This window comes from Streptomyces argenteolus (assembly GCF_042902585.1).
In the GTDB taxonomy this organism is placed as follows: Bacteria; Actinomycetota; Actinomycetes; order Streptomycetales; family Streptomycetaceae; genus Streptomyces; species Streptomyces argenteolus.
Window position 1 is genome coordinate 1 of sequence record NZ_JBIBEG010000002.1, and the last position, 14054, is coordinate 14054.

Annotated in this window: 11 protein-coding genes and 2 rRNA genes; 8 read left to right on the plus strand and 5 right to left on the minus strand. The window is 70.9% G+C overall.

Features of this window, described 5'->3' with window-relative positions; all coding sequences use genetic code 11:
• Positions 1-73: ribosomal RNA gene (locus ACFY8O_RS06670) — 23S ribosomal RNA — on the plus strand; the annotation flags it as partial.
• Positions 74-152: 79 nt separating this feature from the next.
• Positions 153-269: ribosomal RNA gene (gene rrf, locus ACFY8O_RS06675) — 5S ribosomal RNA — on the plus strand.
• Positions 270-517: 248 nt separating this feature from the next.
• On the opposite strand, the gene ACFY8O_RS06680 is transcribed toward rrf, so the two are convergent.
• Genes ACFY8O_RS06680 through ACFY8O_RS06700 form a run of 5 tightly spaced genes read right to left on the minus strand, consistent with a single transcriptional unit; the run spans position 518 to position 5995 of the window.
• Positions 518-1831: a DUF58 domain-containing protein gene (locus ACFY8O_RS06680; RefSeq protein WP_387899660.1), complete on the minus strand. Its 1314-nt coding sequence runs from the start codon at positions 1829-1831 to the stop codon at positions 518-520.
• 10 nt (positions 1832-1841) lie between these two features.
• The gene (locus ACFY8O_RS06685) at positions 1842-2861 is read right to left on the minus strand and encodes an AAA family ATPase (protein ID WP_387899663.1); all 1020 of its coding nucleotides are present in this window, start codon (positions 2859-2861) and stop codon (positions 1842-1844) included.
• Positions 2858-4090 carry a DUF4350 domain-containing protein gene (locus tag ACFY8O_RS06690; RefSeq protein ID WP_387899665.1) on the minus strand — a complete coding sequence of 411 codons (1233 nt, stop codon included), beginning with the start codon at positions 4088-4090 and terminating at the stop codon, positions 2858-2860. Before ACFY8O_RS06690 ends, ACFY8O_RS06685 begins: the two co-directional genes overlap by 4 nt.
• A complete protein-coding gene (locus ACFY8O_RS06695) occupies positions 4087-4779 on the minus strand; it encodes a DUF4129 domain-containing protein (RefSeq protein WP_387899668.1) in 693 nt (230 codons plus the stop codon). The genes ACFY8O_RS06690 and ACFY8O_RS06695 overlap by 4 nt, the downstream gene beginning before the upstream one ends.
• A 4-nt stretch (positions 4780-4783) precedes the next feature.
• Positions 4784-5995: a glycerophosphoryl diester phosphodiesterase membrane domain-containing protein gene (locus tag ACFY8O_RS06700; protein ID WP_387899671.1), complete on the minus strand. Its 1212-nt coding sequence runs from the start codon at positions 5993-5995 to the stop codon at positions 4784-4786.
• Between the two features lie 141 nt (positions 5996-6136).
• Here ACFY8O_RS06700 and mtnA point away from each other — a divergent pair, with 141 nt between their 5' ends.
• The 6 genes from mtnA to hpf all read left to right on the plus strand — a co-directional run bounded on the left by mtnA (position 6137) and on the right by hpf (position 14026).
• A complete protein-coding gene (mtnA, locus tag ACFY8O_RS06705) occupies positions 6137-7282 on the plus strand; it encodes an S-methyl-5-thioribose-1-phosphate isomerase (protein ID WP_387899673.1) in 1146 nt (381 codons plus the stop codon).
• A 4-nt stretch (positions 7283-7286) separates the two neighbouring features.
• The gene (gene mtrA, locus ACFY8O_RS06710) at positions 7287-7976 is read left to right on the plus strand and encodes a two-component system response regulator MtrA (RefSeq protein WP_187281934.1); all 690 of its coding nucleotides are present in this window, start codon (positions 7287-7289) and stop codon (positions 7974-7976) included.
• Position 7977: 1 nt separating this feature from the next.
• The gene (gene mtrB / locus ACFY8O_RS06715) at positions 7978-10002 is read left to right on the plus strand and encodes an MtrAB system histidine kinase MtrB (RefSeq protein WP_387899675.1); all 2025 of its coding nucleotides are present in this window, start codon (positions 7978-7980) and stop codon (positions 10000-10002) included.
• Positions 10003-10030: 28 nt separating this feature from the next.
• Positions 10031-11857: an LpqB family beta-propeller domain-containing protein gene (locus ACFY8O_RS06720; protein WP_145802682.1), complete on the plus strand. Its 1827-nt coding sequence runs from the start codon at positions 10031-10033 to the stop codon at positions 11855-11857.
• A 409-nt stretch (positions 11858-12266) separates the two neighbouring features.
• The gene (locus tag ACFY8O_RS06725; protein ID WP_387899677.1) at positions 12267-13007 is read left to right on the plus strand and encodes a ComF family protein; all 741 of its coding nucleotides are present in this window, start codon (positions 12267-12269) and stop codon (positions 13005-13007) included.
• Positions 13008-13336: 329 nt separating this feature from the next.
• Positions 13337-14026 carry a ribosome hibernation-promoting factor, HPF/YfiA family gene (gene hpf / locus ACFY8O_RS06730; RefSeq protein WP_145801164.1) on the plus strand — a complete coding sequence of 230 codons (690 nt, stop codon included), beginning with the start codon at positions 13337-13339 and terminating at the stop codon, positions 14024-14026.
• Positions 14027-14054 lie beyond the last annotated feature (28 nt).

Here is a 14054-nt window from a genome sequence, read left to right on the forward strand (position 1 = left end):
GTTGATAGGCCAGATGTGGAAGCCCGGTAACGGGTGGAGCTGACTGGTACTAATAGGCCGAGGGCTTGTCCTCAGTTGCTCGCGTCCACTGTGTTAGTTCTGAAATAACGAACGGCCGTGTTGTGTTCCGGTGTTGGTTAATTTCATAGTGTTTCGGTGGTCATTGCGTTAGGGAAACGCCCGGTTACATTCCGAACCCGGAAGCTAAGCCTTTCAGCGCCGATGGTACTGCAGGGGGGACCCTGTGGGAGAGTAGGACGCCGCCGAACAATTATTCCGGGAAAGCCCCGTGCCCTTGTGGCACGGGGCTTTTCTGCGTTTGAGGACCGGTCGAGGTGAGAGCTTCCAGCTCTCCGAGCCAGGGCACGTCAGCAGACCGGACCGCGTGGATGCAGCATGCACCGCACCGCCGTGCATGGTCACAGCCCGGCGCGTGCGCGCACCGGGTGCCGAGCGTGCCGGACGGACGATTCCTGTCGCACCCCCGGGTCTCCGCAGTGGGGTGTGCCAGGGATCTTTACAGTCGTCCGGCGGCTTTGAGCGCCAGGTAGGCGTCAGCCAGCGCGGGTGCGAGTTCCTCGGGGCCGGCGTCGACGACGGTGACCCCATACCGTCGGAGCTGGTCGGCGGTCCGCCGTCGCTGGGCCCGTGTCTGTTCGCCCGCCGCCGCCTCGTAGGCGGACTCCACCGTGCCGCGCGCACCGGCCATCGTCTCGACCTTCGGATCGGCGACTGCGGCCACCAGGACGGTGTGGCGCTGGGTGAGCTGAGGGAGGACCGGGAGGAGCCCTTCCTCGATGGGGGCGGCGTCCAGGCTCGTGAGCAGGACGATCAGGGAGCGCCGGGGGGCACTCGCCAGTGCCGCCGTGCTGAGACCACGTGCGTCGGTCTCGACGAGCTCGGGTTCGAGGGTGGCCAGGGCACCGACGACGCTCGACAGGACCTCCCCGCCTGCCGCCTTGCCCTGCACCCGGGCTCGGACGCGCCGGTCGTAGGCGAGCAGGTTCACACGGTCGCCGGCCCGGGCGGCAAGCGCGGTGAGGAGCAGCGTCGCGTCCATCGCGGCGTCGAGCCGCGGTACGTCGCCCACCCTGCCCGCCGATGTCCGGCCGGTGTCGAGAACGATGAGGATGTGTCGGTCCCGCTCGGGACGCCAGGTACGGACAGCCACAGCGGAATGGCGCGCGGTGGCCCGCCAGTCGATGGACCGGGTGTCGTCCCCCGGCACGTAGGCCCGGAGGCTGTCGAACTCGGTGCCCTCCCCCCGGGTGAGCACACTGGTCCGGCCGTCCAGTTCGCGGAGCCGGGCGAGCCGTGAGGGCAGGTGCTTGCGGCTGGTGAACGGCGGAAGCACCCGGACCGTCCAGGGCACCCGGTGACCGCCCTGGCGGGCCACGAGGCCGAGCGGCCCGAACGACCGGACGGTGACCCGGTCGGCCTGGCGGTCACCGCGCCGCGACGGGCGGAGGAACGTGGTGAGGCGACGGCGCTCGCCGGCAGGAACAGTGATCCGGTGCCGGGACGACGCCTGCTCTGCCTCCGAGGTCCAGCTGCTGGGAGGCCAGGCGTCCCGGAGGTGTGCTCGGAGCTTGCGCCTGGAGGGGTTGGTCACGGTGAGTTGCACGGTTGCGGGTTCACCGAGTCGAACGGATGTATCACCGTTTCGGGTGAACTGCAGCGTTCGCACTGGCGCTGCCAGGGCGTAGTCGCACAAAATTGCCAGTGAAAGCGGGGCGTTGACCGCGAGCATGCCGGTCCAGCTCGGGGCCACGATGCCTACGGGGAGTGATCCCAAGGCCGCCAGCAGTGCCGCTCTTCCGGTGAGGGCCATGGTCACCGCCTCATCGGGGGACAGCGACGTGGGCGAGGACAGCGGTGATGACGGAGTCGGCGGTGACTCCTTCCATCTCGGCTTCCGGACGCAGCTGGATGCGATGACGAAGCGTCGGCAGGGCGAGGGCTTTCACGTCGTCAGGGATGACGTAGTCCCGGCCGGTGAGCCAGGCCCATGCACGAGCGGTGGAGAGAAGAGCGGTGGCTCCTCGGGGGGAGGCGCCGAGAGTGAGCGAGGGGGATTCGCGCGTGGCACGACAGATATCCACCACATAGGCGGCGATCTCCGGAGAGACGGAGGTCTTGGCGACAGCGGCGCGTGCTGCTTCGAGGTCGGCGGGGCCGGCGACGGCCCGTATGCCTGCCGCCTTGAGATCGCGCGGGTTGAACCCGTCTGCATGGCGGGTGAGCACGTTGATCTCGTCCTCCCGCGAGGGGAGAGGGACGGTCAGTTTCAGCAGGAACCGGTCCAGTTGGGCTTCGGGCAGAGGATAGGTGCCCTCGTACTCGACCGGGTTCTGGGTGGCTGCGACCAGGAAGGGGTCGGGCAGCGGACGGGGGGTTCCGTCGATGGTGACCTGGCGTTCTTCCATGGCCTCGAGGAGGGACGACTGCGTCTTCGGCGGGGTGCGGTTGATCTCGTCGGCGAGCAGGAGATTCGTGAAGACCGGGCCGGGCTGGAAGGAGAACTCGGCGGTTCGGGCGTCGTAGACGAGGGAGCCCGTGACGTCGCTGGGCATCAGGTCGGGAGTGAACTGGACGCGCTTGGTGTCCAGTTCGAGGGAGGCGGCCAGTGCGCGGACGAGAAGGGTCTTCGCGACACCGGGAACACCTTCGAGGAGTACATGGCCCCGGCAGAGGAGTGCGACGACCATCCCTGTGACGGCGGGGTCCTGGCCGACCACGGCCTTCGCGATCTCGGAACGCAGAGCTTCCAGGGATGCGCGGGCACTGTCGGAGTGCACAGGTGCCGCAAAGGTCCCTGTCGGTGCCGCAGGCTCGGCGGTCTCCGGGGTCGGGGCGCTCATGAAGTGCGTACCTCTCTTTCGAGGGCGTCGAGTTGGTCGGTCAGGAGAAGCAGGGCGGCGTCGTCGGCGGGAGCCGGGCCGAAGAGGAGGGAGCGGAGATCGCTGTGCGGTGCTCCCAGTCGTGCCGCGACCGCAGGCAGGAGGGTCTCAGGGGACTCGGAGTCGCGGGGGGAGACTCCGACGAGGGGGGAGATGCGGGCGCGGGTGGCGGAGCGGAGGACCTCTGCGGCCCGGTCGCGGGCGTCGGCCTTGCGATACAGGCGGGCACGGCCCTCGGTGGATTCGGATGCCCGGACGGCCACCGGTAGCCGCTCGGTGACCAGGGGCCCGAGACGCCGGGCCCGCCACACGGCGGCCAGGACAGCGGCGACACCGAGCTGGAGGGTGCCCCAGAGCCAGCCCGAGGGGATCAGACCGAGGAAGTCGCTTTCCCCCGAGGCTCCACTCTCGTCGCCCTCGCTGTCGGAGCGGGTGCCGCCTTCGGCGGCGGAAGGATCATCGAGCGAAGGGAGGTACCAGAGGAGATGAGGGCGGGACCCGAGGAGTTGCAGTGCCAGGGACGCGTTGCCCTGCTCGTCGAGGCGGTCGTTGTAGAGGATGTCAGGGGACCCGAGCAGTACGGTGTCGCCGATCTCTTCGTGCCCCGGCATGACCAGGAGGGTGGCGAGTCCGCCGTCCGGGTAGCAGGCGACGGCGCCCGCCGCGTCCGTCGTGTAGTGGATGCCGCCCATATCGCTCGTTCCCGCGGTCCGGGCGGCGGGGAGTTCGCAGCGTGGCGGGCGTGCGTCCACGGGGCCGGACGACTCCGCGTGTGCGCCGGGCGCGAGCCGTCCCACCGACGCCCCGCCCGGAGCGATGACGACGGTACGGCCCAGGGAGTCCGCGGTCGCCGCGTGGAGCCGGTCCTGCTGGTAAGGGGTGAGCACGTTGGGCCCGGCCACGAGCAGGGTGGTGTCGGGGGCGACCGCGCGGGTGGCCTCGTCGAGGGTGGTGGCGACGTCGACGGAGACGCCCCGGTCCTCGAGGAGCTGCGCGACGGCCCGGCTGCCGTAGGGATCCGGGGAGCGAGGATCGAGCCGGCCGTGCTGTCCACCGGAGCGGAGCGCGGCGACGCTCAGCCCCGCGACGACGAGGATGAGTACGGCGAGCAGCAGGCCTCGGGCGCGCTGCCAGATCTGGTGCGGCGTGCGGGACGCCGACGTGGAGGTGGTGGCCGTCTTGAGGGTCATCCGGCGGCCTCCTGGCCCGCGCCCGCGGCCACCATGGGCTTGGCGGTCTCGAGCTCCAGATCGAGCGTGCACAGGGTCAGGTACGCGCCCTCGTCGGCGGTACGACCGCCGTACGTCACGTCGTCGAAGACCCGGGCGGCGGAGAGGAGCCGGCCGGCGTGTGCGGGCAGCACCCTGCCCGCGTCGGCGGCTGCCTCGTCCGCGGTCCGGCCGGGGCGTGGATCGAGTACGGCCCTGTCCTCCAGCGAGCGCACGAGGGCCCGCATCCGTTCCTGGACGGCTTCGGTCCAGCGGTGGGCCTCGGCGTGCGCGGCGGCCGCGGTGCGGTGCTCGGCGGCACTGCGGGCAGCACCGCCGAACAGCGTCTCCGGTGTGCGGAGGGTGCGCTGCGGCGTGCCGAGCCGCCACCACAGGGCGGCGCCCAGGCCCAGGACGGCCAGGGTGATGACGACGAGACCGAGCGGCCCGCCGGGGGCCGCTCCTGCCGCTCCGTCCAGGAGATCACCGACCCAGTCCCAGAAGCGGTCCAGAGCGCGTTCGAGAAGGTTCGGGTCGTGCTCGTGGTACATCGGGTCGGAGAGCTCGTCCTCCGCCGCTTCCCGCGCGGGCACGCGTGGGACGTCCACGGGTATGTCCTCGCTCGCCCCGTCGAGCCGTGCTGCCACGATGCTGCCCCCCGCCCCCGTCATCGCATCAGCTCTTGAGGGTGTCGTAGCCGGGTACTCCGGCAGCCCGGGCGAGGTCGAGGTCGAGCGCCTCGCGGCGGATGCGCTGGTCGACGTAGAGCAGGGCCATCACTCCCGCGGTGAAGGGGTAGGCGAGCGTCGAGATGATCACGTCGCCGATGCCCGTGACGATGAGGAAGGGCCAGCCGAAGTCGGTCGAGCTGCTGTTCAGGAATTCGCTCAGGCCGTCGCTGTCCAGGGTCACGGCGATGATGCCGAACGGGATGGTGATGATCAAGGTGACGACGATGACCAGCACGTAGGTGAGCGCGAGGATGCCGAACGTCCGCCACCAGCTGCCCTTGACGAGCTTCGCCGACCGGCGCAGTGCCGTGAGGACGGGCTGGCGTTCCAGCATCAGCGCGGGCGCCGCGAGCGTGAAGCGGACCATGAGCCAGAGGACGACGACGCAGGCGGCGGCGAAACCGAGGAAGGTCAGTGCGAGTCCACCGGCACCGCTTCCCAGGAGCAGGCCCGGAACGAGGCCGGCCGCCATGATTCCGGCGCTCATCAGGCTCAGCAGCAGGGTCAGTCCGAGCAGGGGGAGGAGCCTGGGGCGGGCTTCGGACCAGGCTTCGCGGAGGGTGACTCCGCGGCCGATCACGGAGCGGCTGATCACCACGGTGAGGACCGAGGTGGTGATCAGCGTGCCGATCATGGCGATGAGGGTGCTCGGGGCGCTCGTGAGCAGCTGCGACTGCGCGGAGTCGGTGGCCTGGCGGAGGGCCTCGGCACCGACGGCGTTGGGGTCGACCGACTTCGGCTCCGGCAGAAGGTAGCGCTGCACGAGGATGACCACCATCTCGGCGATCACGGAGACCGTGAGGCTGACCCCGAGCACCGTGCGCCAGTGGGTGCGCATCGTGGACACCGCGCCGTCGAGGATCTCGCCGACCCCCAGCGGGCGGAGCGGGATCACGCCCGGCTTCGCCGCCATCGGTGCGCCGCCCCATCCTGGTCCGGGCTGCGGCGTTCCGCCCCAGCCCGGTGTGGGTGGGGGCGCGCCGGGGCCCTGGCCAGGGGCGCTGGGGGGCGACCACTGTCCCGGAGGGGGCTGTGCGGGAGACCACTGCCCGGCGGGGCCGCTTCCGTCTACGGGCGAGGAGGGACGGGGGATTCCCGCCTCCTGGCCTTCGGAGGGGGCGGATCCGGGCGAAGCCCAGCCCGGAGAGTCGTTCATGGTCGCTCCTTCACGGTCCTGTCCGCTCATCGGGGCGGGCAGGTTGGCTGCCATCGTGCCACGCGTCGGTCCGGCGCGGGCGGGGCCCTGTATCTCCTTCTTGCCGTCGTGCGCGGGCGGTTCAGCGGGCAGACTGGGCAGATGGCTGATCAGGACACACGAACGCCGGTGGGCATCGAGCCCCCGGCCCTCTCCGTACTCCGCTGGGACGAGCTTCCGGAAGGCCCCGCGGTGGTGCTCCTCGACCAGACGCGGCTGCCCTCCGAGGAGGTCGAGCTCATATGCGCCGACGTGCCCGCGCTCGTGCGGGCGATCCAGACCCTGGCCGTGCGGGGAGCGCCGCTGCTGGGCATCGCCGGGGGCTACGGCGTCGCCCTGGCGGCTGCCCGGGGTGAGGACGCGGCACGGGCAGCGGATCTTCTGGAGCAGGCGCGGCCCACCGCCGTGAACCTCGGGTACGGGGCGCGTCGGGTCGAGCGGACGCACCGCGCGGCCGTGGACGGCGGGGCCCCTGCCGATGTGGCTGCCGCGGCGGCGCTGGCGGAGGCGCGGACCTTGCACCGGCAGGACGCGGAGGCCAGTGGGCGGATGGCGCAGTACGGCCTGGAACTCCTGGCGGAGCTCCTGCCGGGTGCCGGGCACCGCCTGCTGACCCACTGCAACACCGGCGCCCTCGTGTCCGGAGGCGCGGGGACGGCCTTCGCCGTCGCACTTGAGGCTCACCGGAGGGGCAGGCTCCACCACCTGTGGGTGGACGAGACGCGCCCGCTGCTCCAGGGCGCGCGGCTGACGGCGTACGAGGCCGCACGGAACGGCATGCCGTACAGCTTGCTCACGGACAGCGCGGCGGGCTCGCTGTTCGCGGCAGGGGAGGTGGATGCCGTACTCATAGGGGCCGACCGCATCGCCGCGGACGGCTCGGTGGCCAACAAGGTGGGGAGCTATCCGCTGGCGGTGCTCGCGAAGTACCACCATGTGCCGTTCATCGTCGTGGCACCGACGACCACGGTCGATCCGAAAACGATGGACGGTACATCGATCGTCGTCGAGCAGCGTTCCGCGTCAGAGGTGACGGAGGTCACATCCAGGCCGGGTGTGGCAGCCGGTGGCGAGGGGGGCCGGACGGTCGTCGCACCCCCCGGAACCCAGGCGTACAACCCCGCATTCGACATCACGCCGCCCGAACTGGTCACGGCGATCGTCACGGAGGAGGGCGTCATTTCCCCGGTCACGGGGGTCGGACTGGCAGAGCTGTGTGCCAGGTCATCGCAGGTAACGATTAGCTAATGGGATGATGTCGTTTATGAAGGGACGCGTCCTTGTCGTCGACGACGACACCGCACTGGCCGAGATGCTCGGGATTGTGCTGCGTGGAGAAGGTTTCGAGCCGTCGTTCGTAGCGGACGGCGACAAGGCACTGGCTGCATTTCGTGAGGCCAAGCCGGACCTGGTGCTGCTGGACCTCATGCTGCCCGGACGGGACGGCATCGAGGTCTGTCGGCTGATCAGGGCCGAGTCGGGTGTGCCGATCGTCATGCTCACTGCCAAGAGCGACACGGTGGATGTGGTGGTGGGCCTGGAGTCAGGGGCCGACGACTACATCGTCAAGCCGTTCAAACCGAAGGAGTTGGTGGCCCGGATCAGGGCACGTCTGCGGAGGTCGGAGGAGCCCGCGCCGGAACAGCTGGCGATCGGGGACCTGGTCATCGACGTGGCCGGTCACTCGGTGAAGCGGGAGGGCCAGTCCATCGCCCTCACTCCGCTGGAGTTCGACCTGCTGGTCGCCCTCGCCCGCAAGCCGTGGCAGGTCTTCACCCGCGAGGTGCTGCTCGAGCAGGTGTGGGGTTACCGCCACGCCGCCGACACCCGCCTGGTGAACGTGCACGTCCAGCGGCTCCGCTCGAAGGTCGAGAAGGACCCCGAGCGGCCGGAGATCGTCGTCACCGTGCGTGGCGTCGGCTACAAGGCTGGACCGAGCTGACATGACCCTGGGCAGCGCTGCTCCGCCACCCGGGGGTTCCGGCGCCCGTACGGAGCGGGCTGCCGGTCCGGTACGGAGTTCTCGCCGATTCGTCAGGGCCCTGCGGGGCGGCCGGTTGCTACGCGACCGGACGCCCGGCGGGCCGGTGCCCCGTCTGCTGATGCGGTGGATCCGCGGGCCTCTCCTGCCCGCCGTCCGGCTCTGGCGGCGCAATCTGCAGCTCCGCGTCGTCGCGGGCACGCTGCTGATGTCGATCGGCGTGGTGCTGCTGCTGGGCTTCGTCGTGATCGGGCAGGTCCGTAACGGCCTGCTCGAGGCGAAGGGCACGGCTGCCCAGACACAGGCCGCCGGTGGCTTCGCCGCCGCCCAGGCGAACGCCAACGCGCCGCTGGTCCCCGGGGACCAGAGCGAGGAGGGCGCCGACGGCATGACGGCGAACACCTCATGGCGTACCGAGCTCGTCGACCAGCTCGCCAGTGGCGGTACGAACGCGTTCAACGTGGTGGCGCTCAGCGTCGACTCCGCCGACGGCGGTGTCACCAGCCGGGCCCCTCGCGGTTCCGGCAGCGTCGAGGCCTCCAGCGTCCCGCAGAGACTGCGGGAGGACGTGGGCAAGGGGCAGGGGGCGTTCCAGACGTACTCCCTGATCCGGTACTCGTACGGGAAGGATCCGGAGCCCGGTCTCGTCGTGGGCAAACGGCTCTACGACGTCGACCACAATCCGTACGAGCTCTACTACCTCTTCCCGCTCACGCAGGAGGAGAAGTCGCTCACGCTGGTGACGACGACGCTGGCCACGGCCGGGCTGTTCGTGGTCGTGCTGCTCGGGGCCATCGCCTGGTTCGTGGTGCGGCAGGTCGTCACGCCCGTCCGGATGGCGGCGGGGATCGCCGAGCGGCTCTCCGCCGGCCGGCTCCAGGAGCGCATGAAGGTCACCGGCGAGGACGACATCGCCCGCCTCGGTGAGGCCTTCAACAAGATGGCGCAGAACCTGCAGCTGAAGATCCAGCAGCTGGAGGAGCTCTCCCGCATGCAGCGGCGTTTCGTCTCGGACGTCAGCCATGAGCTGCGGACCCCGCTGACGACGGTGCGGATGGCCGCCGACGTCATCCACGAGGCCCGCGTCGACTTCGACCCCGTGACCGCCCGCTCGGCGGAACTGCTGGGCGACCAGCTCGACCGCTTCGAGTCGCTCCTGTCCGACCTGCTGGAGATCAGCAGGTTCGACGCGGGTGCCGCGGCGCTGGAGGCCGAACCGATAGACCTCCGCACGGTCGTCCGTCGTGTGATCGGCGGTGCCGAGCCGCTGGCGGAGCGCAAGGGCACCCGGATCCGGGTGGTCGGAGACGAGCAGCCAGTGATCGCGGAGGCCGACGCGCGCCGCGTCGAGCGGGTCCTGCGCAACCTGGTCGTCAACGCCGTCGAGCACGGCGAGGGCCGGGACGTCGTCGTGCGGATGGGCGTCGCCCAGGGTGCTGTGGCCGTGGCGGTCAGGGACTACGGGGTGGGGCTCAAGCCGGGCGAGGCCACCCGTGTCTTCAATCGTTTCTGGCGTGCGGACCCGGCCCGTGCCCGCACGACGGGTGGGACCGGTCTCGGTCTCTCGATCGCCGTCGAGGACGCCCGGCTGCACGGTGGCTGGCTCCAGGCCTGGGGCGAGCCCGGGGGCGGTTCGCAGTTCCGGCTGACCCTGCCGCGGACGGCGGACGAGCCGCTGCGGGGGTCGCCGATACCGCTGGAGCCCGAGGACTCCCGGCGTAACCGGGAGGACCGCGAGCGGGCGGAGGCCACACCGGCGGTGCCCGACCACCGGCTGATGTCCGTACCGAACCAGGCCGGTTCCACGGCGCGGTCGCTGCCCGCGCACGGGACGGTGGCGCCGCGCAGGCCCACATCCGTCGACCCGGCCGCCCTGCCGGGCAACGGCGCCCGTGTGGTGTCCCGCCCCGCCGCGGAACGGCCGGGCGGGAGCACCGACACGGACACGCAGGACCCGGAGCAGGAGGACACGGCACGTGGACACTGACCGTCGTCGGGGCGGCCACGGCCGGGCGGTGCGGCTCTCCGCGCTGCTGGGCTGCGGGGTCGTGGTGCTCGCCGGGTGCGGAGCGATGCCGGTCACCGGTGATGTGAAGGCGGTCGACGCCTCGCAGCCCGGGGATTCGCAGGTGCAGGTGTACGCCGTGCCGCCGAGGGAGGGCGCCACGCCCATCGAGGTCGTCGACGGCTTCCTGGAGTCGATGACCAGCGACGACCCGGATTTCCGGACCACCCGCAAGTACCTGACCGCGGAAGCCTCCCGCAGCTGGCAGCCCAGCGAGGGCACCACGGTGCTCTCGAAGGCGCCCAACCGCACCGGGCCGACCATCCACGACAAGGAACGCAGGTCCACCGAGACCTCGTACCTGCTGACCGGTGAGCAGGTGGCAGCGGTCGACGCGCAGAGCTCCTACCGGCCGCTGGTGCCGTCGGAGTACGCCCAGACGCTGCATCTGGTCAGGGAGAAGGGGCCGGACGGCAAGCAGGAATGGCGCATCGACATCGTGCCGGACGGCCTGGTGCTCGGGCAGTCCGACTTCAAGCGGCTCTACCGGTCCGTGAACAAGTACTACTTCGCGAGCGGCCGGACGGACGCCGAGCCCGCGCTGGTCGCCGATCCCGTCTACGTGCGCAACCGCACGGATCCCGTCACCCGCATGGACACGGCCACCCAGACGGTACGGACGCTGCTGGCGGGCCCGTCGAATTGGTTGCGCCCGGTGGTCGATTCACGCTTCCCGGCCGGTACGGCCCTGAAGAGCGGGGTGACCTCGCTGGCACCGGACGACCAGAACGTCCTGAAGGTGCCGCTCAACAAGAAGGCGGACAAGGCCGGGCCGGGAATCTGCAGGATGATGGCGGCCCAGGTGCTCTTCACCCTGCGCGACCTGACGTCCGCCAGGGTCGGACAGGTCGAGTTGCAGGGTGCGCACGGTCCGCTGTGCTCGCTCGGGGCCGACGAGGCCGAGGAGTACGTCTCGGACAAGGAATCCGGTGCGCCGGACAGCCAGTACTTCGTCGACGACAAGGGGCATGTCCAGCGCATTCCGGGGAGCACGAAGGGTGTCGGCGACCCGGTGCCGGTGATCGGCCCGTTCGGTGCCGGCACGGTGGCCATGAGCGCCGTCGGCGTGGCCCGGGACGAACAGCAGGCCGCCGCGGTCTCCGAGAGCCGGCAGCATCTCTACGTCTCCTCCCTCGTCGAGGAGAGCGAGCCGGCCGCACCCGTGGTGACCAGTAACGCGCCGAAACCCGCGGACCGTCTGTCGGCGCCGAGCTGGGACGGCAACGGTGATCTGTGGGTCGCCGACCGCGATCCCGCGGGGCCCCGGCTGCTGCGCCTGGCCGACGGGGCCGGGAAGCCGCAGGAGGTCGCGGTGCCCGGGCTCGACGGCGGGCGGATCGAGGCGCTGAGGATGTCGGCGGACGGGGTGCGGATCGCTCTGCGGGTGTCGAAGGACGGGCACACGACGCTGCACATCGGACGGGTCGAGCGTCATGGTTCGGGGGAGAGCGAGCAGGTCTCCGTGGAGGACCTGCGCCGTGCGGCGCCTCAACTGGCGGACGTGTCGGCCATCTCCTGGTCCGGTCGCAGCCGCCTCGTGGTGGTCGGCAAGGAGGAGGGCGGGGTCCAGCAGGTGCGATACGTACAGGCTGACGGTTCCACGTCGTCCTCCGCCGTCCTGCCGGGCGTGAACCAGGTGACGTCGGTGGCCGCGTCGGACGACGAGCAGCTGCCGCTGATGGCGGACACGGAGAGCGACGGCATAGTGAAGCTGTCGCCGGGCGACAACTGGCAGACGGTTCTCAAGGAGGGCGACTCGCTGGTCTACCCGGGGTGACCGGGAGACCGGCCGGTGCACCGGAGCGGAGCAGGCGGCCTCGGGTTCCGGTTCCTGATCCGCATGCCCCTGCCTGAGCTGCCTGACGAACTCGGCCGGGCCTGCTGGTCAGCCTGCCGTGCCGACGTGCCCTGACGTGCTCGACGTGCCGGTCCGCCCGGTCCGCCCGGCCCTGCCCCACGCGCTCGGCCCCGCCCCCTCCCGTGCTCGGCCGAGGACGCCCCGGGCTCTCGCGGGCTGATGCCGGGCCGGGCTGATGCCGGGCCGGACTGATGCCGGGCCGTCAGGGCTGCCCGCAGCAGCCTGAACGCCTTGTCCGCAGCCCCGTTACGCGGCCCGCATCGGGTTTTCCACAGGGGTTTTCCACAGGGGGTTGGCCGCGTATCCGCCGCCCGGGCACAGTGGAACCGTGCGCGGATGGCGGCGGGAGATTGCCGGTCTGGTCCTGCCCGTGGCCTGCGGTGGCTGCGGCAGGCCTCGGACGGAGCTGTGTGAGGAGTGCGCCGCCGTCCTGGCCAGGGCGCCGCGCCGGGTGAGACCGGCGCCGGAGCCAGCAGGTCTCCCGGTGGTGCACGCGACGGCGCCGTACGAGAACGCGGTACGCGCGATGCTGCTGGCCCACAAGGAGCGCGGGGCACTCGGCCTGGCCGGAGCGCTCGGCGGAGCCCTGGCAGCCGCCGTGCGGGCCGGGGCGGGGCAGCCGGGCGGAGCGGGTCCGCTGCTGCTGGTCCCCGTGCCCTCGGCGAGACGGGCCACGGCGGCGCGCGGACACGACCCCGCGCGCAGGATCGCCGTCGCGGCGGCGGCCGAGCTGCGGCGCGGCGGCGTCCCGGCCCGGGTGTCGGCCGTGCTGCGGCAGCGGCGCGCCGTGGCCGACCAGGCGGGGCTGGGTGCGCGGGAACGGCAGGCGAATCTGGCGGGTGCCCTGAGGGTGGTGGAAGGCGGCAGGCGGCTCCTCGACGGCGGCCGGGTGGTGCTGGTGGACGACCTGCTGACGACCGGGTCCTCCCTCGCGGAGGCGGCACGAGCGGTCCGCGCCGCCGGCCTCTCGCAGGGCGGTGAGGAGTCCGCCGGGAGAAGGGGGGCAGGAGCGCTCGGAGCCGCTGTTGTCGCAGCTTCTCCGACTGCTTTCGAATTAAACCGGAACTGACAGATAACTTGCATCGTTGCAGGTGGTGAGTGGGTAAAGGGCCCTGATCGGAGGTACGCGCGAGTAGCGGGTGCCGACACGGTGGTGGGCAGGCTATGTTCGGTTGTGAGGCACGGTGAATACCGCACCTCGACGAATGCACCACCAGGTTTCGGGCAGGTGACCCACCGGTACGCCAGAAGCTTGGAATTCGGTGGGGTGGACACCCCGCCGACGGGGGAGGAGGAGGTGAAAGTCACCGAGTCCGCGACTCCGGCGATCACCGGAGTCTGGTGCAAAAGGGAGATGCTCCGCCGCCGAAGCGGAGCGATCCGGGAACGGAGTTCTGCGTGGACATCGTCGTCAAGGGCCGCAAGACCGAGGTGCCCGAGCGGTTCCGCAAGCACGTGGCCGAGAAGCTGAAGCTGGACAAGATCCAGAAGTTCGACGGCAAGGTGATCAGCCTTGACGTCGAGGTGTCCAAGGAGCCGAATCCCCGTCAGGCCGACCGTGCTGCAAGGGTGGAGATCACGCTCCGCTCACGTGGGCCGGTCATCCGGGCGGAAGCGGCGGCAGGCGACCCGTACGCAGCGCTGGACCTGGCCACCGACAAGCTGGACGCACGGCTGCGCAAGGAGCACGACAAGCGCTACAGCAGGCGTGGCAGCGGCCGGATCTCGGCAGCCGAGGTGGCGGAGGTCGTGCCCGGCGCGGCCTCGTTCAACGGGGACGGCGAGCTGGTCCCCGAGGAGACGGCGTCACCCGTGCCCACCACAAAGATGGGTTCGCTCGAGGTGCAGGGCGAAGGCCCGCTCGTGGTGCGCGAGAAGACGCACGTCGCAGCACCGATGACGCTCGACCAGGCGCTCTACGAGATGGAGCTGGTCGGTCACGACTTCTACCTGTTCGTCGACTCCGAGACCAAGGAGCCCAGTGTCGTCTACCGGCGGCATGCGTACGACTACGGTGTCATCCACCTGAGGACCGACCCGCTCGCCTCCGACGGGGCCGGCGGAGCGGGCGGTGCGCTCGGCGGCTGACGCCACCATCCACAGACGACAACGCCGT